Annotated in this window: 9 protein-coding genes; 7 read left to right on the top strand and 2 right to left on the bottom strand. The window is 59.0% G+C overall.

The features are described from left to right. Positions 1–123: 123 nt before the first annotated feature. Positions 124–912 carry a phytanoyl-CoA dioxygenase family protein gene (locus tag NOR51B_RS06150; protein WP_009019613.1) on the top strand — a complete coding sequence of 263 codons (789 nt, stop codon included), beginning with the start codon at positions 124–126 and terminating at the stop codon, positions 910–912. A 51-nt stretch (positions 913–963) separates the two neighbouring features. Here the strand turns inward: NOR51B_RS06150 and NOR51B_RS15195 are convergent, their stop codons facing one another. Further along, the gene (locus tag NOR51B_RS15195; protein ID WP_040481862.1) at positions 964–1,359 is read right to left on the bottom strand and encodes a GFA family protein; all 396 of its coding nucleotides are present in this window, start codon (positions 1,357–1,359) and stop codon (positions 964–966) included. A 175-nt stretch (positions 1,360–1,534) separates the two neighbouring features. On the opposite strand from NOR51B_RS15195, the gene NOR51B_RS06140 reads away from it, so the two are divergent. Beyond that, positions 1,535–3,028, top strand: a complete 1,494-nt coding sequence (locus NOR51B_RS06140) for an aldehyde dehydrogenase (RefSeq protein ID WP_009020719.1) — start codon at positions 1,535–1,537, stop codon at positions 3,026–3,028. A 150-nt stretch (positions 3,029–3,178) separates the two neighbouring features. Here the strand turns inward: NOR51B_RS06140 and NOR51B_RS06135 are convergent, their stop codons facing one another. Beyond that, positions 3,179–4,090 carry a hypothetical protein gene (locus NOR51B_RS06135; RefSeq protein ID WP_230198416.1) on the bottom strand — a complete coding sequence of 304 codons (912 nt, stop codon included), beginning with the start codon at positions 4,088–4,090 and terminating at the stop codon, positions 3,179–3,181. 354 nt (positions 4,091–4,444) lie between these two features. Here NOR51B_RS06135 and NOR51B_RS06130 point away from each other — a divergent pair, with 354 nt between their 5' ends. The 5 genes from NOR51B_RS06130 (at position 4,445) to NOR51B_RS06110 (ending at position 14,454) form a co-directional block, all read left to right on the top strand. Further along, a complete protein-coding gene (locus NOR51B_RS06130; protein WP_009019878.1) occupies positions 4,445–5,986 on the top strand; it encodes an NADH-quinone oxidoreductase subunit L in 1,542 nt (513 codons plus the stop codon). Further along, positions 5,983–8,409 carry a YbcC family protein gene (locus tag NOR51B_RS06125; RefSeq protein WP_009019341.1) on the top strand — a complete coding sequence of 809 codons (2,427 nt, stop codon included), beginning with the start codon at positions 5,983–5,985 and terminating at the stop codon, positions 8,407–8,409. Before NOR51B_RS06130 ends, NOR51B_RS06125 begins: the two co-directional genes overlap by 4 nt. A gap of 125 nt (positions 8,410–8,534) precedes the next feature. Beyond that, entirely contained in the window at positions 8,535–10,385 is a 1,851-nt protein-coding gene (locus NOR51B_RS06120; protein ID WP_009021176.1) for an autotransporter assembly complex protein TamA, read from the top strand. After that, on the top strand, positions 10,382–13,588 hold the full coding sequence (locus NOR51B_RS06115; RefSeq protein WP_009020887.1) for a translocation/assembly module TamB domain-containing protein: 3,207 nt from the start codon (positions 10,382–10,384) through the stop codon (positions 13,586–13,588). Before NOR51B_RS06120 ends, NOR51B_RS06115 begins: the two co-directional genes overlap by 4 nt. Positions 13,589–13,713: 125 nt before the next feature. Beyond that, positions 13,714–14,454 carry a glucosaminidase domain-containing protein gene (locus NOR51B_RS06110; protein WP_040481861.1) on the top strand — a complete coding sequence of 247 codons (741 nt, stop codon included), beginning with the start codon at positions 13,714–13,716 and terminating at the stop codon, positions 14,452–14,454. The last annotated feature ends 373 nt before the right edge of the window (positions 14,455–14,827 follow it).

The following is a 14,827-nucleotide window of genomic DNA, read 5'->3' as shown; positions in this document are numbered from 1 at the left end:
CACTGAGGTCAGTGGTATTCAAGGCTTGCGTTTTGTGGCGTTCGCCTAAGTCCGTATAATTCGGCGACTGCCCAGCAAGACACTATTCGACGGATCTGAATGAAAGTGGGGAGACACCATCGTATGATACCGACTTTTGACAATACCGCAGACCCTGCCGCTATCAGTAATCAGCTGCTGCAAGACGGCGCGGTGGTGGTCCGCAATGTCGCCGATGAGGCGACGCTCGATGCCATTTCCCGCGAGCTTCGCCCCCACTACGATAAACAGGGTGAGAGCTTCCAAACGGATTTCAACGGTTACAAGACCCTGCGCCTGAGCGGCATTCTGGCGCTGTCCCGTTCTTCGGCGGACCTGATCGCACACCCTCTGGTGCTCAAAGTTGCCGACGCCGTGTTGCTGCGACATTGCCTTAACTACCGCATTGGCAGCTGTACCGCGATCGAGATTCTTCCCGGTGAAAAGGATCAGGTACTACACCGGGATGACAGCTTTTACCCCCTGCGCATTCCCGATGTCGAATTCCAAATTTCGGCAATGTGGCCCCTCGATGACTTCACCCTGGAAAACGGTGCCACCCGGGTGGTGATGGGCAGCCACGATCTCCGCGACATCGATGACATCCCGGAATCGGACGCCGAGCAGGCGCCCATGCAGCGGGGCTCGGTGCTGTTTTATCTCGGTGCCACCGTACATGGAGGTGGCGCTAATTTAAGCGATAAGCCGCGCTCGGGTCTCATCAACACCTATGCACTCGGCTGGCTGCGGCAGGAGGAGAATCAATACCTGACTATTCCGCGGGAGATCGCCGACAGCTACCCGGACCACGTGCGACGCCTGATGGGGTATCAATCCCACAACGACCTGGGTGTCTATCCCGGCGATCCTGACGGAAACTTTTATCGATCCTGAAACGCGGGGCGCCGGTGGCTATATCGCAGCTTGGTGCCGAGAATGACCGTACTAATCAGGCTCTTCAAAAAACTGGGGTAAGCCATCAGTAATGGGATACCACTCCGCCTTGGATCCTACAAAAATATGGTAGCCCGCGGGTAGCTCAGGATTTCCCTCAATCGCACCCAGGGCTAGATAGAGGGCGGCGGGCTCGTTACTGATTGTCACAGCGAGACTCGAGCCACAATGACCACAAAACCAGCGCTCATGACCGGGAGACGACGTGTAAAGACGCGGTTCATCCTGCGCACATAGCCACGTCACATTATCCCGTTGAACACCGGCAAACGAGGCGAATGCCGCGCCATGCAGCCGCCGACACTGACTGCAATGACAATGGCTGTAGTCCTCAATGTCCCCGTCCACCCGAAACTGGATTTGTCCGCATTCACACCGTCCCTGCATGGGTTCGTCCTCTTATTATCCTGTCGCTACTATGGGTAGACCGAGCCCGAAGCACAATGACTTTGAAACAGAATATTGCCTCTGCACAGCGTCTCACCTACCCGCTGGAGGGAATGGTAACTGCCCCAGCCTGTGCTACTTTTTCGGCCTAATTCGAAATCAGGGAGCCCCAGAAATGACAGGAATGAGCAAAGCCGAATGGCATGCGGCAGCGCAAGCGCTACAAATCGATGGTCGGGCCGTCATCAATGGCGCGCGCACCGACGCACTCTCCGGCGAGACCCGAACCACCTTCAATCCGGCCACCGGCCAGCCCATTGTTGAAGTGGCTAGCTGTGGTACCGCAGATGCGGATCGGGCGATACAAATTGCCCGGGAGACCTTCGAGAGCGGCGTCTGGTCGGGCATGGCACCTGCTGATAGAAAAATGGTGCTGGTGCGCTGGGCGGAGCTGATCGAAAAGCACGCCCAGGAAATCGCCTTGCTGGAAACCATCGACGTCGGCAAGCCCATCTCCGACACGGTGAATGTCGATGTGCCATCGGCGGTGCGCACCATTCGCTGGAGCGGCGAGGCGATCGATAAGATTTACGAACAGATATCCCCCACCGGACACGATGCACTGGCACTGGTCACTCGCCTTCCACTGGGCGTTGTAGCGGCCATCGTGCCGTGGAATTTCCCGCTATCGACCACCGCCTGGAAACTGGCGCCGGCGCTGGCAACGGGCAACTCGGTGATCCTGAAACCGGCCTCGAATACGCCGCTTTCGGCGCTGCGCATCGCCGATCTGGCATTTGAAGCCGGGCTTCCCAAAGGGGCACTGCACGTTCTCCCCGGTCCGGGTGGCAGTCTGGGCCAGCATCTGGGTATGCACATGGACATTGATGGCATGACCTTTACGGGATCAACACCGGTGGGGCAGCAACTCATGACCTGCTCGGGGCAATCAAACCTCAAACGGACCTTCCTCGAGCTGGGCGGCAAGGGGCCCAATATTGTCTTCCCCGATGCCAATCTGGAGGCGGCCGCCAGCGCGGCGGCCCTCGCGGTATTCTTCAACAGCGGCCAGGTTTGCACGGCGGGCACCCGGCTTATTGTCCACGAATCGATCCACGACCAGTTTCTGGAATCGGTCATCGCCGCTGCCGCGAACTGGGCGCCGGGTGATCCCCTCGATCCCGATACCACCATGGGCCCCATGATCGATCGCAGTCAGTGCGACTCGGTCGCCGACTATGTGGGTATCGGAAAGACTGAAGGTGCCGAGCTGGTCTACGGCGGCAGTACCACGCTGGAGGAAACCGGAGGCGCCTTCCATGAACCGACGATTTTCTCTGGTGTACACAACCGTATGCAGATCGCGCAGGAAGAAATTTTCGGACCCGTCCTATCGGTAATTCCGTTTAAGGACGCCGATGACGCGGTGCAGATCGCCAATGATTCGATCTACGGTCTGGCGGGCGCTGTATGGAGCCGGGACTTCAGCACCGCGCACAAGGTCGCGGCGGCGGTTCGTGTCGGCACGATGGGTATCAACAACTACTTTGGCGGTGATATCACCGTGCCTTTCGGTGGCTTTAAACTCAGTGGCAACGGCCGCGACAAGTCGATCCATGCGTTTGACGACTACACCGAGCTGAAAACGACCTGGATCGAGTTCGACTGACCTCTGCCACCGTCGCCGTTCCGGCGGCGGTTGGGCATCGCGCCAGGAATCCATGTCAAAATCAACGTTAATAAGAGGGGGCGTTTCGCCCCCGTCTGCACCGTTCTTCGGCCTCCACGCGGGGGCGAGCGGGCAGTGCAGGACGCTGCGCTAGGCTGCGCTTGCGTCAGAGGCCGCACCCGCTGCGGTGTCTTCATCAATCTCTTCGCGCCACTCGCTCAGGTTGCCGTCGATGGCGATAAAGCCAAGAATCCACAAGGCCTCATCCCAGGCAAACAGCCAATGGCCACGATAGGCCCAGTAGGCGGCCGCAGACCACAACAGCAGGTAAAGCACGGCTTTTACCGACCGGGCAACACCCAGACGCCGGCCGTGGGTGATCCGCTTTTCCTGTAGGCGAACCATTATTTCAATCATAGCCATGATCAGAAGCCACACCACGACCTCAAAAAGATCGATCCAGGCCAGTTCCCACTCCACCTGCATGCCTGCGGCATCGGTGATCGCCTGCCCCTGGGAAAACTGATACAGCACATCGCCCTGGGCAAGGCTCAGGCAATTCGTGGGATCCAGCGTCCGGTAATCGAGGTTTCGCGCAAATGAAATACCCTGCTCGACGAAGTCGCACAACGCCGCGCCGGCATATTCGGTGGCACTGTTGAGGTCAAGGAGATACTCAGCGTAGGCAAACACCGTATGCCCAATAACGAGGTAGCACAGCAGTCTCAATCCGTGCATGACCATCACCCTTCCCCGGGTAAACGCCGCATCGTCCAGCAGATAGGTCTCCAGCTCGAGGAGAAACAGCAACAGGAACCAGGCCGCCTCATCCAGCGTGGTGGCGAAGGCAGTCGTCCAATCGACCAGTGTCCAGCCAGAGTGAGCCGTATGGGCGGCTATGGTGATGTCGTTGATGATGTAATGACCAAAGTTGATCAGCAGCAAGCCATAAACGACGATTTTGACCATCTGGCGCGCATCAATGCGTCGCCATCCGGTCTTCTCCGGGCTCGTCTGCATCGACTGCTGCTGTGGTCGCTGTTCTGGCCGTGCGTTTTCCATGGAAAAGTCACCCCGACGTTGAACCCAAAAGTTACCGCGACCCGGTAGCTGTCGTTTCACAGCCTATACGTCGGCATTCCTGCGGAGGGTGGCGAGCAGGGAATTGGGCCAACAACGGGCTTCGTGCCTACTGATGAGGCGAGGGGTATCCGCAGCAGGCCCCAAAAATCGCTTTCTCGCCGACAAACGCGCCTGCTGGCTCATCCATACTCGCGACACAACCCCCAGAAAACCACAGGCAACGGGGTGCGACGATCAATATTTAATTATTTTAAAATATAAATTAAAAATATTTATATTTTACAAAAGAGTTGATGATCCAGATACTGCGCGCACTCAACGCTGGAGGCTCCTGTGGACACCAATATTACCGATCTGGTTCTCATCACCATACCGCTGATCTATCTGATTTCGGCGATGCTCGCGCCGTCGCGACCGCCGCTGTCGGGCTGGCGTCTGCTGCAGGGGGCAAACGGTGTGGTGATCCTGCTCACACTGTTTGCCGCGCTGCTACCCGAATCGGGGTCACGGCTGTTTTCCACCAGTGCCGTCTCCTGCATCGTGCTGACGCTGGTCGCCTTCATAGGGGTGATCATTACCGGCTACTCCGCCCAATACCTGAGCGGCGAGTCCGGCGAGGCGCGCTTCCAACGCTGGCTGCAGCTCACATTGGGTGGTGTCAGTGTGGTGGTAACCAGCAACCATCTGGTGGTGTTAATCATTGCCTGGACCGGCATCAGTCTGAGCCTGCACCAGCTGCTGATGTTTTACCCCGAGCGCAAACGTGCCGCCCTCGCTGCCCACAAGAAGTTCCTGTTTGCCCGACTCGCCGAGCTTTGCCTGGTGTTTGCCGCGGTACTGCTTTATGTCGAACACCACACCTTCTTTATCAGCGAGATTCTCAGCGTTTACAGCGCCGGGGATGTTGAACTCTCAATCAGCGCGCAACTGGCGGCCCTGCTGATCGCCAGTGCGGCGATGGTGAAGTGCGCGCAATTCCCGATGCACGGCTGGCTCATCCAGGTGGTAGAGGCGCCAACACCCGTGTCAGCCCTTCTGCACGCCGGCATCATCAATATGGGAGGCTTTCTCATCATCTCCATGGCGCCCCTTATGCTCCAGGCTGAGCTCGCCAACTGGCTCCTACTGATCGTCGCCGGTTTCACTTTTGTCGGCGCCGCGCTGATTACCATGACTCGGGTCAGTGTGAAGGTGCTGCTCGCCTGGTCTACCGTCGCGCAAATGGGCTTGATGCTGGTCGAGTGCGCTATGGGCCAATATGGTCTCGCACTGCTGCATCTCGTAGCGCACTCCTGCTACAAAGCCTACGCCTTCTTAAGCTCCGGATCCGAAGTCGAAAATTTTCTGCGCGACCGGCTCGCTCCCTTCGAATCCCCTTCAGCGCATGTCCAGCCCCTGTTTTTCCTCATCGCGGTCGCTGTTTTGGCGGTACTGATCGGTAACGGCTTGATTGCCAACGATGCGAGTCTCTGGCTCCTGCTCTTCCTCTTCCCGCTGGTACTGATCAGCGAGCGCAGCAGTACCACCCATCGCGGCTCGATTCTCTTCATGCTGGGTGTATCCGCCGGGCTGTTGCTGGCCTACACCCTGCAGAAATTGGTATTTAACACACTGGCACCGACGGGTGCGCTGCCATCGCCGGCGCAGGCATTGTGGTGTCTGCTTCTGGTCAGCGTTCTTTTCGTCACCTACTGGCTTCTCCGGCAGGCCGGTGACTCGCGTCTCACCAAGGCCCTGTATCGCAACCTCTACGCCGGTTTTTATCTTGACGAGTGGGCAACCCGAGCCACCCTCGCGCTTTGGCCGGCACAACTGCCGCAACGCGCGGGAAAGCGAGGCGTTTATCGCGCCCTGGAAAAGGAGCAATTATCATGAATTCAACGGCACTCAAGAGCATGGATAATGACCCTGCGGTTGAAGGCGCCGTCAGCATTGCCGGCGATCGTATAGCGCCCACCTGGCCGCTCGATCAACTCATTGCGGTTAATCCCTGGTGGGAGATGCGCAATGAACCGATCGATGAAGTCAGTGCCCGCATCGCCCTCCTCGGCCATGCGGACGTGCATATGCAGCGGGACTGGTTCGGCGGACGCTTCCCCGGTGCCATCACTGAAAAGCACCTGGAAATTGCCTTGCAAGAGTCAGATGCCGATCAGACGCTCGCCTCCGTAAAGCAGTGGTTGCAGGGAAATGACGACACCAGCCACTGGATGAATTTCAGCGACGCGGTCGATTCGGGTCGGGATCTCGCGCGTCATGTGTCCTGGCACGATGAGATTATCCATCAGATCAGCCAGTTCTGTGCGAGCTTTTACAGCGAGTGGACGCCGCTTCCTGCGCAACCCGATCGCTGTCTTTACGAGGCCTGGCTCGAAAATGTGCGGGGCGATCGAGGCATCGAGATCATGATGGGAGAGCGCGGTCTTCATGCGGAATTCCTCGCGCTACCCGAGGATGAGTGGGCGCTGCGTGCAGAGGCTGTCGAGACACTCGACCTGCCGCAGGAATCACTGGCGGACTACTTCCATGCGCTGCTACTGGATATCAACGGCTGGGCATCGTGGATTGCTTACCGACGCTGGCAGGCACGGCTCGAAAACCGCAGCGACGATGCCCTGGGACAACTGGTGTCCATCCGTCTCGCCTGGGAATTGGCGCTGTGGCGACACCACAGCAAGCAACAACCGCAAGCAGCTACAGCGCTGCAGGGCGATTGGAAGGCGCAGTTCTCGCAACTCCCCGAGCTTTATCGGGCGCACCGCCAACAGCAGGCGCCGGCGTGGATATGGCAGCGTGCCGCCGAGATCGCCTATCAGGAATCGATTCAGCAGCAGCTGATGCAACCCGTTCCCGAGTCCGGCAGCCTCGCTGAGCGGCCGGCGCTTCAGGCAGCACTTTGTATTGATGTTCGCTCTGAGGTGTATCGCCGGGCACTGGAGGCGCAGAGCGACGATATCCAGACGATCGGCTTCGCTGGATTTTTTGGCTTACCCATCGCCTACTCACCCAACGGATCGAACTTTCAGCGGCCGCAGCTGCCCGGACTGTTGAGTCCGGCACTGACCGCCTCCGAGGAAATCGACGAAACCACGGAGAAGTCCTTTGCCAATACCTTTAACCGCAAGGCGCGCTGGGGTGCGGTAGGAAAAGCCGCGCCGGCGGCCTTCGGTTATGTGGAATCTGCCGGGCTTGGCTACGCCATCAAACTACTTCGTGAGGCTTTCCTGGGTGAAGCACCGGCGCATCCCATCAACGAGGCAGGATGTGAACACGCGCGCTTTGTGCTCAATAACGAGGAAGGCGCTTTAGATACCGACGCCCTCGCGGAGCTCGCCGCCGGCATTCTGGGCGCACTCACGCTGACCGACAACTTTGCCCCCGTCGTGATTCTGGCGGGTCACGGCAGCAGCACGCGCAACAACCCCCATGCCGCCGGGCTGGATTGCGGTGCCTGCGGCGGACAGACCGGCGAAATTAATGTTCGGGTGTTGGCCCAGGTACTCAACGACAGCGCCGTCCGTGCGCGGCTTGCCGAAAGCCACAGCATTGCGATTCCGGCCGACACCCATTTCGTCGCCGGACTTCACGACACCACTACCGATGAACTGCACTGTCTTACCGACCTCCCGACTGCTGCGGGCAATATCCAGAACTGGCTTGATGCCGCCGGACGGGCGGCCCGCAGTGAGCGTGCCGCCAAGCTGGGTGTCGCGTCCGATGAAAGCGATAGCGGTATCATCAAACGCAGTCGTGACTGGTCCCAGGTACGTCCCGAGTGGGGTCTGGCAGGCAACGCGTGCTTTATTGTCGCGCCACGATCGCGCACCCGGCACCTGAACTTCGAGGGTCGCAGCTTTCTTCACGACTATCAGTGGCAGGCCGATCGCGACAATGGCTACGCGGTACTCGAGCTGATTATGACCGCACCGATGCTCGTCACCCACTGGATCAACATGCAGTACAACACCTCGGTGGTCGATAACGGGCGCTACGGTTCGGGTAACAAGGTGCTACACAACATCGTCGGCGGCAATCTCGGTGTCTTCGAGGGCAATGGCGGTGACCTGCGAATTGGTCTCCCGTTGCAATCGCTGCATGATGGCATGCAATGGATGCACGACCCGCTGCGCCTTTCGGTCTACATCGATGCGCCAGCGGAGGCGATCGCTGATATCGCCAGCCGCCACGAGGTCGTACAGCAGTTACTGGATAACGATTGGCTCTACCTGTTCCGTATCGACGATGAGCACTCAGAAATCCAGCGGCTGTATCGCGGCCAGTGGAGTAACGCGGCCTAACGGTAACTCGCCAATGCCACACCTGACCCCTCTCGGCAGCCCCCGATAACACCTGCAAAGGCTGCCGGGATGGGTTAACGTCTGCCGGACTTATGTGCCGGAAAAACGTCCCCATAAATCCTCAATTGACACGCGAATCGCGCTCCGAAGTTTCCTGGCCTGACGACGGCCGGCGCTCATCGGCGGCGCAACCATGGGCTTCGATTGCACACTCCCTACGGTGGCTTTGTTTACGCTCCACACTGCTGCTCACGATCGTTTCTGCGCTTGGTCTATCGGGAGCCGCCGTCGCCGGGGGGCTTGAGTACCGTATTGAGGGTGTCAGCAAAGCGGTCCATGCGAATATCAGGGCGCACCTGGGTAATAACCCCGGCACAGAGCTGGCCGCCGAGCGATTTATCACCACACTGGAGGCACGCGCTGGCAAGGCGCTGGAAGCCCTGGGTATTTATCAGTACACGCTGTCGGTTGTGGTCGATCGTGAAGCGGAGCCCTGGGGTGTGACACTCGAAGTCACCCATGAAGCACCGCTCAGGTACCGGGAGGTGATTGCAACCATTGATGGCCCCGGTGCCGGTGACCCGGCCCTGCTCAGCGTCATCGATACCCATTCGCCCAAAACCGGCGACGACGCGCATCACGGTCACTATGAGCGCCTGAAGACCGAACTGACCCGCACGGCCCGTGAGCGCGGCTATTTTGACGCCCGCTTTACCCGTAGCGAACTGCGCGTCGATGTCGCCGGCGGCTTCGCCGAAGTCGAGTATCGCTTCACCAGCGGCGAGCGGGCGCGGTTCGGGGAGACCACCGCCGATTCGGAAATACTGTCTGAAGAACTGCTCGATGCGCTGCTGCCTTACCAGCCCGGCGCTCCCTACCTGCAGTCACACCTTCTCGAGCTACGTGCGCGACTTTTGCGACTGGGCTTTTTTACCAGCGTAGTGGTCGTACCGGACATTGTCGGGCGCGTAGAGGGAACGGTCCCCATCGCGGTCGAGCTTATCAGCGCGCCCCGGCACAGCTATGAACTCGGTCTGGGCTACTCGACGGATATCCGACAGCGGGTGTCCCTGCTCTGGCAGAGCCCACGGTTGAACCGCTTCGGTCACAGCCAACAGACCCGGCTCAGCTATTCGCCAATCAACCCCGAAGCGCGCTTTATTTACTCCATACCGCTTGATCATCCCGCAAATGACCTCTTGCAACTCGGTGCACGCATCGAGCAAAACGAGTTTGGCGATATTGAGAGTCAACAACGGGAACTATCGATTGGCAGAGAACGAAAGCGAGGCGTTCAGGTAAGCCGACTGTCCTTCAGAGCGCTCGATGAACGCTGGGATATCATTGATGAGGGCTTTGACGCTACGTATCTGCTGGCCGGCGCCAGTCTGTCGCGTCGGTCAAGAAAGGGCAATGTGGTCGACCCCGACAGCGGAGTCAGCCAGTTTTATGAACTCGAAGCGGGGGCCGCAGGCCTGGGATCCGATCAGGATCTGGTTCGATTCAATACCCAGCTTCTCGGCATTACACGGCTCGGCAGAAAGTCGAGGCTGGTCGGGCGATTGTCTGCCGGTATCTTGTGGAGCGGCGCCGAACGCTCGCTCGCTTTACCCCCCTCACTGTCGTTCTTTGCCGGTGGCGATAACAGTATTCGCGGTTATGCCTATCAATCGGTGGGGCCCGATATTACTGCATCGTCTCGCGACGGCGAGCCACGATCACTGGTGGTCGGCGGCACACGATTACTCAGCACGAGTCTTGAATATCAGCACTACGTGAAAGACAGCTGGCGGGCGGCGGTTTTTGTCGATGCCGGGGATGCGTTTAATGGCAGTGATATGGATCCGAAGGTCGGTGTCGGCGTTGGTTTGCATTACCTGAGCCCACTGGGTGCCCTGCGGGTGGAGATTGCAAATCCGGTCACGGAGAGCGGCGGCGACTGGCGCCTGCATATCAATATCGGGGCCGAGCTGTGAAAAAGTGGCTTGTCGTTCCGGCACTACTGGTATTACTGACAGCGCCGCCGCTGTTTCTCGCGGGAACCGAGCGGGGAGCCAGATTGCTGCTCACTCCTCTAGCTGCAGTGTCCGGTCTCGCGTTTTCCTTCAGGGGCGGTACGGTATTCACGGGGCTGGACTTTGATCGGATCGCCTACCACCAGGAAGAGACTCAGATCGAAGCCCGCGATGTCCGCATCGCGCTCAACTGGAACCTGCAGTGTCTGCTCGAGACCGAGATATGCCTGCAAACGCTGGAGCTGGCGACTCTTACTGTGGCAGTGGGCGATACCGAGACACCTACGGGGCCTGGCGAACCCCTAGTGTTGCCCCCAGCACCCGCAATTCCGCTGACAACCCGCATCGAACGGTTGCGTATCGGCACATTGCTGCTCGATCGCGGCGCTGAAAGTCAACAACTCAACCGTGTGGAAGCCAGCGCCAGTATCGAAGCCGAACACATTAGTCTGCAGGAACTGCATATTGAACACACCAATGCGACCTTAAGGGGCGGCCTCACAATAGGCCTTGGCCAATCGTGGCCCATCAGTGCCAGTCTCCTGATGGAATTTACCGATGGCTCACTACCCGGCACGCTGCCCGGGAACTGGCGTATTCGTGTCGACGGAGCCCTGTTAACCCCCGAGCTTACGTGGAGCAGTGTCGACCTGACCGGGCTGTCCGGCAAAGCCGCGCTGGCCGTTGCAAGCTCCAACCGCGACCTTACCGGTGATTTCGAACTCCGCGGGCTCGGTTTGCTACGGGAGGTGGCCGCACTGGCACCCTGGGTGGTATTGGAGGCACCGGTATCGGGCCGTTTCGAACTCAGTGCCGCCGCCACCGTTCTATCGCTGGACAGTCAGCTGTCCGGCTGGTCCGAAGGTCCGCTCAAAAGCACACTGGAAGTGCGCCAGCGCGAGGGCATATGGCACCTGGTTGGACTTTCCATGATCGACGATACAGGGCGCCTGCGGGCGGACGTTAGCGGCACACTGGGCAGACCTGAGGCCTGGCTTCCCGCGCTGGAGTTTCGGCTGGCGGACTTATCCCTACCGGGTAACCCTGATTTACGCCATCTATCGGGCGCGGGCAACGGTGGCCTGAATCGAGCGGGTTGGTACCTCGCCGATGCCGAGTTGACCCTCGAACGGGATGAAACACCGATAGTCCTGCGCGGAGAAGCCCGCGAGGCGTCGGATCATGCTCTTTTTCCGCTGGGTCGATTTGACGCCACCGTCGGTACCACCGCCATTGGGTACATGCGGGGTGGCATCAATAATCCCGCCGAGATCAGCCTTCCCGGCGGAGTCGTAACCGAGCAGCTAACCCTGGATTCACTGGTGGGCAGAATCCACCCCGACGATGACATGCGCCTCGATCTCGACGTCACCGGTGATGTCACAGGTCATCTCCAGCTTCGTGCGGAGGAAAATACCGATGGTGCCGCCATCACCCTGGCACCTTTTCGACTGCAGGTATTTGACCAGGTCGTCTTGAGCGAGGAGACCATCGAAGGTCAGTGGTTAAAGCGGTCTGCAGAAATCATTGTCGAGTCCACTTGCCTTGGAATCAGAACCCTCTCACTGTGTACAGAGGCTGCCACACTCGGTCGAAGCGGCCAGCTTGTGGTCAAGCTCGACGGCGAAGAGGCGTTCGAATCGGCTATCGACGGCCGCCCCTACAGTTTGACGGTATCGGGTAACGGAAACGTCGATATTCACTGGTCCGATGGCGTATTAAGCGAGGCTGTTGTGGACCTACAACTGCCACTGGTCATCTTCGACCCGTTTTCCAAAGAGGGCACTGCCGAACCGGTAGAGTGGGAGGATGCCAAGGTCGCCGGAACCATCACCCCCACGGCTCAACAACTCAGCATCACTGCTGTCTCACGACGTTACGGCACATTCGATGCAAGGCTTGGGCGCAGTAATGACGCGATCACCGGTGATCTGAAGCTCGGCGATATTCGCCTTGCCGCGTTCGATGACCTGCTGCCCGAGATCGATCTGGAAAGCGGTACTGTCTCCGGCGACCTTCAGATTGGGGGGTCGGTCAAGGCACCTGAGCTCGACGGTACACTGACTTTGCAGCAAGGCTTCATTCGACTGCGTGAAGAGAATATCGAGCTCGAAGATCTATCGCTTGAGGTCGCGGCGGATCAGGACCAGCTAACCCTCAACGGAAAGGCAGTGCTTGGCGAGGGCCCGGTTACTGTCACCGGCTCGTGCTGCGAGGATTCTCAACTTCAACTGTCAATCGTTGGTGATAAGAATCGTCTGCAACTGCCGGTGGGACTTGATGCCATCGTGACACCCAACCTGGGATTGGCGGTCACGTCCCAACATGCCGCCCTCTCGGGCACTTTGCGCGTTCACGGTGGAACCTACCAGCACAGCGAACTGGTCTCCAACGGGGTAGCCGTTTCGAAGGATGTTGTCCGGCTCGATGCGCCAGAAGCACCACCGCGACGACTCGGCTTCTCAGCGGATATCAAAACTCGCGTCGACCCGGGCTTTACCCTGCGATCACCCCAGGTCGAAGCCACACTCGAAGGCGAAGTTCGCTTCCGGTCCACTGACGAAGAGCCGGCGCAGTTATTCGGTGAAATGCGCGTGCTGGGCGGGGTTATGCGAGCCTATGGACAAGCACTACGCCTCGAAAAGGGCAGCGTCGCCTTCGTCGGGAACCCGGAAAACCCCGATCTGTCACTCAGTGCGGTGCGAGATATCCCGAGCGAGCAGCTGCGTGTGGGGGTTCGTGTAACGGGAACGCTGGACACCCCCAGCCTGTCGCTCTTCTCAGACCCGGCACGACCTGACCGCGATACGCTATCGTATCTTTTGCGTGGGCGCGGTCCCGACGCCGGCGCGGGCGCGGACGATACGGCCATGGCTATGGCGCTGGGTACCTCGGCGATAAACCGATCGGGCGTCCTCGATCGTCTGAACGCGGTACCGGGGTTGTCGCAGGTCAGCGTTGGCACGGAAGGTAGCGACGAACAAACCGCGGCGACGATCAATGCCTATGTCGGCGAGCGGCTGTTTATCAGCTACGGTATGGGTATTTATGAACCCGTTAATGTACTCACTGCCCGGCTTTATCTGCGTTCACGACTGTGGGTCGAAGTGGTGAGCCGTTTGGAGAATTCATTCGATATTTACTACCGATTCGATCGCGACTGAGCGCGGTAAGTACGGATTCAAATGGCGGCGCCTGTCATCGCGCGTCATCGACTAATCCCTATACTGTAAAACAGTGTCGTCAATCGGCATTGTTGGTAAACCACTGATAAAAAAACAGGAGACACATGAACACTCGTAAAACCATTGGCGCACTTGTTTCTCTGGGAATAGCCGTTGTCATCGCGGCGCTCATGTGGCCGTCGGCACCCGCCTTTTCTGACTTCGAGGCCGGCCCTGAGCGCAAGCACGCGTTTATCAGTTATATCCAGCCCCTGGTTGATCAGACCAACGCAGAGATTCTGGAAGATCGGCGCCGACTGGTTGATATCTATGAGCATAAGGACGATCTGGGCCTCATGGAACGGCATTTCCTGTCCGGGTTGGTGGACTATTACGACCTGGCTGATTTTGATGAGACCAATGACACCCACTGGCAAACCCTGCTGCAGCGCGTCGACCAGATCCCGCCGTCGCTTGCCATCGCCCAGGCAGCAAAAGAGAGCGGCTGGGGAACGTCACGCTTTGCGCGCGAGGGCAATAACTACTTTGGTCAATGGTGCTTTGAACCCGGCTGCGGACTGGTTCCGCGAGATCGAAAAAGCGGGAAAGCCCACGAAGTCGCCGATTTTTCATCGCCGGCTGAATCCGTGGAAGCCTATATCGCCAACCTGAACCGACACCCCGCCTACGAAACGCTGCGAACTATTCGGGCGAGCGCTTCAACCCGTGGCACCCCCGCGACCGGCAGCGCCCTCGCCGCCGGACTCGAGCGGTACTCCTCCCGGGGCGAACAATACGTCCGCGAGATTCAGGCGATGATTCGGAACAACGATCTCGAACGGTTTGATCAGGACGATAACCGCTGAAAACCCGCCTCACGGGGTACATCTTCTGTTTTGAGGCCGGTAATGCAGTCGGCAGCCCTTTGAACCACTCGCGTAGCGCCAGCAAGGTCAGCGCACTGCCAGAGTCGCTCGACGACGCTCAAAGAGCTCCCCGCCCACCACACCTAGCCATTGCCCCATTCAGCAGTATTTAGAGCGTACTTGCGGCGACCGCTGCGGGAGGCTCGGCGCAGGTTGGCCCGAGCATCGACGGGCGAGTCGTTTAGGACACCGGTGCCGATGGAGCAAAGCGGACAGCTCGGGTAATCCGCGGCTGAGCCGCCCGGACCAGCTATGACGTCGTAGGCGAAGCCTATGCGGGGAGATGAACGGCCCCTGAACTCCTCGATGAACC

Origin of the sequence: Luminiphilus syltensis NOR5-1B (assembly GCF_000158175.1) — a bacterium.
Taxonomy (GTDB): domain Bacteria; phylum Pseudomonadota; class Gammaproteobacteria; order Pseudomonadales; family Halieaceae; genus Luminiphilus; species Luminiphilus syltensis.
Note: the sequence above shows the minus strand (reverse complement) of the source record. Positions and strands in the feature narration are given on the sequence as shown.

Coding starts and splice junctions, on each gene's coding strand:
- NOR51B_RS06140 (WP_009020719.1), top strand. CDS start 1,535: ATGACAGGAATGAGCAAAGCCGAATGGCATGCGGCAGCGCAAGCGCTA.
- NOR51B_RS06135 (WP_230198416.1), bottom strand. CDS start 4,090: ATGGAAAACGCACGGCCAGAACAGCGACCACAGCAGCAGTCGATGCAG.
- NOR51B_RS06150 (WP_009019613.1), top strand. CDS start 124: ATGATACCGACTTTTGACAATACCGCAGACCCTGCCGCTATCAGTAAT.
- NOR51B_RS06110 (WP_040481861.1), top strand. CDS start 13,714: ATGAACACTCGTAAAACCATTGGCGCACTTGTTTCTCTGGGAATAGCC.
- NOR51B_RS15195 (WP_040481862.1), bottom strand. CDS start 1,359: ATGCAGGGACGGTGTGAATGCGGACAAATCCAGTTTCGGGTGGACGGG.
- NOR51B_RS06125 (WP_009019341.1), top strand. CDS start 5,983: ATGAATTCAACGGCACTCAAGAGCATGGATAATGACCCTGCGGTTGAA.